General features: G+C 23.3%; 5 protein-coding genes. 3 read left to right on the top strand and 2 right to left on the bottom strand.

The features are described 5' to 3' along the window. The first annotated feature begins 76 nt into the window (after positions 1–76). The 3 genes from GBZ86_RS12775 (at position 77) to GBZ86_RS12765 (ending at position 1,875) form a co-directional block, all read left to right on the top strand. The gene (locus GBZ86_RS12775) at positions 77–1,036 is read left to right on the top strand and encodes a hypothetical protein (protein ID WP_152891237.1); all 960 of its coding nucleotides are present in this window, start codon (positions 77–79) and stop codon (positions 1,034–1,036) included. A gap of 120 nt (positions 1,037–1,156) precedes the next feature. Further along, positions 1,157–1,603, top strand: coding sequence for a GNAT family N-acetyltransferase (locus GBZ86_RS12770; RefSeq protein ID WP_152891235.1), 447 nt, complete (start codon positions 1,157–1,159; stop codon positions 1,601–1,603). Between the two features lie 14 nt (positions 1,604–1,617). Further along, complete coding sequence (locus GBZ86_RS12765; RefSeq protein WP_152891233.1) at positions 1,618–1,875, top strand: DUF1653 domain-containing protein; 258 nt, start codon at positions 1,618–1,620, stop codon at positions 1,873–1,875. Between the two features lie 12 nt (positions 1,876–1,887). Here GBZ86_RS12765 and GBZ86_RS12760 read toward each other — a convergent pair whose 3' ends face one another. Together GBZ86_RS12760 and GBZ86_RS12755 are read right to left on the bottom strand one after the other, a co-directional pair. Beyond that, positions 1,888–3,147 carry a VanW family protein gene (locus GBZ86_RS12760; protein ID WP_152891231.1) on the bottom strand — a complete coding sequence of 420 codons (1,260 nt, stop codon included), beginning with the start codon at positions 3,145–3,147 and terminating at the stop codon, positions 1,888–1,890. Between the two features lie 109 nt (positions 3,148–3,256). Then, positions 3,257–4,510, bottom strand: coding sequence for a VanW family protein (locus GBZ86_RS12755; protein WP_170272250.1), 1,254 nt, complete (start codon positions 4,508–4,510; stop codon positions 3,257–3,259). Positions 4,511–4,725: the final 215 nt, after the last annotated feature.

Raw genomic sequence — 4,725 nt, 5'->3', positions numbered from 1 at the left:
GCATTATGTTTTGTATTGTTAATTTATTTTTAAGATTTTTCATATATTTTATTATTAAATATTTCTGGAGGATTTTATGGTTTTTTTTATGAAAAATTCAATAATAGATATTATTAATAATTATAATAGTTTTTTTTTGAATAAAAAAAACGTTATTGGTATAGGAAGAGGATTTAAAGTTATTAATGGAATTAATACTAAGGAATTAAGTTTAAATGTATTAGTAGAAAAAAAAGTATCTTTAAGTAATTTAGAAAAAAATAATATAATACCTGAAAATTTTTTAGGTATTAAAACTGATGTTATACAAGTAGGAAGAATTAATTTAAATAATAGAGAATCTAATTTACCTAAGCCTAGATTACAAAGTAATCCTTTTTCTTTAGTGAGACCTTTAAGGGCAGGTTATAGTATTAGTCCAATTAATAGTGAATTTTCAGGTACTTTAGGATGTATAGTTTTTGATAATTTAAATAATAAACCATATATTTTAAGTAATAATCATGTATTAGCTGATAACAATAAATTAGAAGTAGGTACACCTATAGTTCAACCAGGTGGAGAATTAAATAAAAATAATATAATAGGTAAATTATCTAAAGTTGTTTATTTGAATTTAAGCCTAAAAAAGAATGAGGGATATTTTGATAATGTACCTAATCATGCTGATTGTGCCATTGCAGAGCTTTTTCCTAATATTCCTTATTTAAAACATATACCTAGCATAGGCAAAGTTACCGGAATATCTACAATTAATTTAGAAGATAAAGTTAAAAAATTTGGTATTTCAACACATGATACAGAAGGGGTTATAGAAAATTTAGATGTTGTTATTAAATGTCCTGTTAAGCCAGGAGCGAATGCTATTTTTAGTAAGCAAATAGCTGCTACAAGAATGAGCGATAAGGGTGATTCAGGAAGTTTAGTAGTAGATGCTAATAAGAAGGCAGTAGGAATAGTATTTTGTGCTACAAAAAGTCTTACAATTATTAATCCTATAAATTTAATATTAAATTATTTTAATGTACATTTTTAAATATTTTTAAATAGTAATTATATGATGAATTAAATAATAGGGTTGCTATAAATATAAAAAATAATTAAACTTATATTTATAGTAACTTTTATTAATTTAAGTAAAATAATAGGAGGTAAAATGGAAGTTAAAATAAAAGCATTTAATGAACTTTCAGTTTATGAATTATATGAAATAGTTAAGTCTAGATTTGAAGTTTTTATAATGGAACAAAAAATTATCTGTGAACAGGATTTAGATAATTTAGATACATTATGTTATCATAGCTTTATATGTAAAAATAATAGAGTAGTAGCTTATGCTAGGATTATTCCAAAAGGATTAAGTTATGAACAAGTGGCAATTGGAAGAGTATTAGTTTTAAAAGATTATAGAAGAAAAGGATTAGCAAAACAAATATTAAAAGATTCCATTGAATTCGTAAAAAATAAATTAAAAGAGCAAAGTTTAATCTTATCAGCTCAAATATATACCATGAATTTGTATGAAAATATAGGATTTAAACCTTTAGGAGAGATTTATGATGAAGTAGGAATTCCACATATAAAGATGATATTAAATAATTAGAAAGAAGGATATTTATGAATATAAAAAGTGAAATAAATAATTTTAGAGGGAAGATTTTTAGACACTTTAAAGGAGATTTATATTTGTTTGAAGATATTGTTAAAAATTCAGAAACTGGAGAAGATATGGTTTTATATAGAGCATTATATGGAGAGTGTGGATTATTTGTAAGACCATTAGAGATGTTTTTTGAAAAAGTTCCAATAAAAAAGGTTAATCCTACTGGACAAATATATAGATTTGAAAAATTTGAAGTGAAAAGTAATAAGTAGAGAATAGATTCCCTACTTATATTTGTCTCTAGATATTATTTCTTTTTTTATTAAGACTCCTTTTTCATAAGTATATTTATAAGTTTCACAGCTTTTAGGAGACAGATGTTTAACATCAATAACAATTTCTCTATTAGCATTTTCTTTTATTCCCCAAATATTTGCACGTACAATATCGTTGTTAGTATAGGTTTGAATAATTATAGGATACGATTTATTATTTTTAAATTTAAAGTCTACAGTTCCATCAGATATAGTAGCATCTCGTCCCATGGGAGCATAGCGTACAATAAGACTATGAGAAGCTCTTTCAACTATTTCTAAATCAGCATATAATGTTGCATTATATAAAGTAGTAACACCTTGGCAAATACCACCAGCAGGTACTTGAACTATTTTATCACCTATAAAACCAGGAGCGGGTTTATAACCTTTAGCAATAGTTCTATGTCCAGAAATTTTATCAGCTGAAAAAATTTCATTAGGAAAAATTATTTTAGTATTTAATGATTGAGTAAATAATTTTAAGTTATTTTTTCTATTTTCAGAAGAGTTTCCTAAAGAAGTAGTATATGTTCCTATTATTTTGAATTTTTCTAGGATTTCATTGGGTAAAGAAGGTTTTAATATATTTACGGGAATTTTAATATTTATAGTAGAAGAGCTATTAATGTTAGAGTTAATGGATTCTAATAATATTTCTTTTAATAAAGCTTCATCAACTTTATAACCAATAGAGCTTTTTGTAAATTTAATATTTTCTCCTACGAATTTTATGGAAGAGTCTATCATATCTTTATTTATAAGAGATGCTATTTCTTTAACTTTATAGTCTAGTTTATTATTATTATCAATTGGATAAAAAGTTAAAGATTTAGAATTTAATAAAATATTTAATCTACTAATAGTATCTTGTACAATATTGCCTGTTTTCCCTAAATTAATTATTTCATCTGAAATTTTATCTATATTATAGTATATCCCTAAGTCTTTAGCATTAATAATTTCTTTAAATTCACCAAAATAAAAATTAACATTAATATTTTTAAGTTTTTCATTATAATATTTATGAAGTTTATATTTAACTTCTTCCTTTGATAGTTTAGATAAGTTTAAATTATCAATATATATATTTTTATATACTTTATTTTCATTAAGCTTAGTTTTCACCAATGAAAAGGAAGTGAAACTTATAAATAATGTGCACATTATAGTTATAACTGTTAGTATTATATGTTTTTTTAATATTTTTAAAATTTTTTTTTTACACATATAATAATCTCATTTCAAAAGTAATACTCATTTATTTACTATGCCAAAGTAATTTAAAATGTGACTTAAATAAAAAATGTGAGAAATAAATAATCTCTCACATCTTAAACTAATTATATCTGTCCTTAGATAGTCTTTCAGTTTTTATAAGTATTCCATTTTCATAAGTGTGCTTAAACGTTTCTGAAGATTTAGGACCATATTCTTTTGTAGATATCTTGATTTCTCTATTTAGATTTTCATTAATACCCCATATAGTAGCATATACATGATTATTAGAAACATAACATTGAACTACTATAGGATTTTTTTTGTTATTTTTAAATTTAAAATCAATAGAACCACCAGCAATAGTAGCATCCCTTCCTAAAGGTGCATAAGTAACAGGTAAGTTATGAGGAGCTCTTTCTGTTATTTTTAAATCTGCATAGATAACAGCATTATATAAAGTAGTAACACCTTGACATATGCCACCAGCTAAAATATCTACTACTTTATTTCCTATATAACCTGGAGCTGAAGTATAACCATCCTTAGCTTCTCTAGAACCAGCTGTTTTATCACAAGAATAAATTTCATCAGGCAATAATACTTTTCCATTTAATGCATTCATAAATAATTTTATATTATGAGTTCTTCCAGTAGAAGAATTTTTAAGTGGTGTAGAATAGGTGCCTAATATTTCCATTTTATTAAGAATATCAGAAGAAACAGTTGGATTAACTTCATTTACGGGAATATCTAAAGTTTTAGTAAAAGGTTGTCCATCATATGAATCTAAAATATCATTAATAGATTCATTTAAAGTTTCTTTATCAACTTCATAACCAATAGAAGAGTTAGAGCCTATTAATTTATTTCCTTCAAAAGAAATTTTAGGTTCTATAACATCTTTATTTATTAACCCTGCTAAATGATCTATATAAACATTTACAGCAGTTTTATCATGTTGTGGTTTAAATGAAAAAATAACAGGTTCTAATAGTATTTTAATTCTATTAAAAGTACTTTTTATAATATTATTATCTTTTCCATAATTAAAAATTTTTTCTGTAATTTCATCAATAGGATAATATAATCCTAAATCTTTAGATGATATACTTTCTTTAATATTTCCATAAACAAATTCAATATTAAAAGATGTTAATTTTTTATTATAATAATTTTCTAAAGTTTGTCTTAAATCTTCTTTAGTTTGATTGGACAAATCAATATTATCCACAGATATGTTGTCAAATACTTTATCTGCATTAATATTTGTTTGAATGCATAATGCTGAAATAGTAATTATTAAAATTAAACTAATAAGACCTATAGATAAGCTTATAACATGTTTAGATATAAACTTTATCAAATTTTCCATAGTACTCCTTTCTATGTGCATTTTTAACATAAATATATTAAATTTAACAATAAACACTATAAAAAATAAACACCCTAAAAATTAGGAAAATTTTGGATGTGTATTATATATATAGTTTACCTATAAAGATTAAATATTTCAAGTTAAAATTAATAATTTGTAAAAAAAAATTTAGCAATATTTAAAATAAATAATTAAATAAATAATAATTATAA

The organism is Clostridium tarantellae (assembly GCF_009295725.1).
Lineage (GTDB): Bacteria > Bacillota > Clostridia > Clostridiales > Clostridiaceae > Sarcina > Sarcina tarantellae.
This window is presented reverse-complemented; position numbering and strand designations above follow the sequence as displayed.

Coding starts and splice junctions, on each gene's coding strand:
- GBZ86_RS12775 (WP_152891237.1), top strand. CDS start 77: ATGGTTTTTTTTATGAAAAATTCAATAATAGATATTATTAATAATTAT.
- GBZ86_RS12770 (WP_152891235.1), top strand. CDS start 1,157: ATGGAAGTTAAAATAAAAGCATTTAATGAACTTTCAGTTTATGAATTA.
- GBZ86_RS12765 (WP_152891233.1), top strand. CDS start 1,618: ATGAATATAAAAAGTGAAATAAATAATTTTAGAGGGAAGATTTTTAGA.
- GBZ86_RS12760 (WP_152891231.1), bottom strand. CDS start 3,147: ATGTGTAAAAAAAAAATTTTAAAAATATTAAAAAAACATATAATACTA.
- GBZ86_RS12755 (WP_170272250.1), bottom strand. CDS start 4,510: ATGGAAAATTTGATAAAGTTTATATCTAAACATGTTATAAGCTTATCT.